The sequence below is a fragment of the Gilliamella mensalis genome (assembly GCF_900103085.1).
In the GTDB taxonomy this organism is placed as follows: domain Bacteria; phylum Pseudomonadota; class Gammaproteobacteria; order Enterobacterales; family Orbaceae; genus Gilliamella; species Gilliamella mensalis.
Window position 1 is genome coordinate 2,080 of sequence record NZ_FMWR01000036.1, and the last position, 676, is coordinate 2,755.

1 protein-coding gene is annotated in these 676 nt (G+C 36.4%); it reads left to right on the forward strand.

The genetic code is table 11. From position 1 onward, the window contains the following. Positions 1–205: 205 nt before the first annotated feature. The coding region (locus tag BQ5209_RS10665; protein WP_208610034.1) for a DUF6708 domain-containing protein at positions 206–676 on the forward strand (471 nt) is incomplete at its 3' end.

Consider the following 676-nt stretch of genomic DNA (forward strand, 5'->3'; position numbering starts at 1 on the left):
AAGCTATGCCAATAATAACTATTGTGCCTTTATTCGTCAGGATCTCAATGATCAGATTTTTTATGCTTGCCTTTATTTTGTTGCTACTATTTGCGGAAGTGGAATTATCATTGGATCTATTTGGTTAATTGTTCATCATGATAACTCTAAAATAGAATTTGTTGATATAATAGTAATTTTGAATTTTATTACATGCTGTCTCGGTATGTATTATGTTATTCCCCAAGTGTACTATTATCTATTCTCCCGTCGTGGCAGTCCCATTATATTTAACCGTAAAACGGGTAAAGTTTATGTTAACGAAAGTTATTTTTTTAACTTTAAGTTTTTACGACATCCTGCGGTATTTTTACAACCGAAAAAACGCCGAATAAAGGAGTATGATTGGGATGATTTGCATGGTGTTGTTATTCATAATATGTCGCGTAATGCCCTAACCTCGACCGTACTAATGGTGTGCCAACCGGGAACGAATCAAGTGATTGATCATATTATGTTAGATCCTATTCGAGCCGGCGCAGGGAGTACATTTGTTTGGGGTTGGATCAATAGTTTTATGTTTTTTTGTGATGTTGCCAATATCGATGATGGCGAATATAAATCAGATCAAGAAGCGGAATTTAAAGCCCATAGGATTGCCGGTCAAGGCTGGCCCGAATGGATGGTTGAAGCGTTT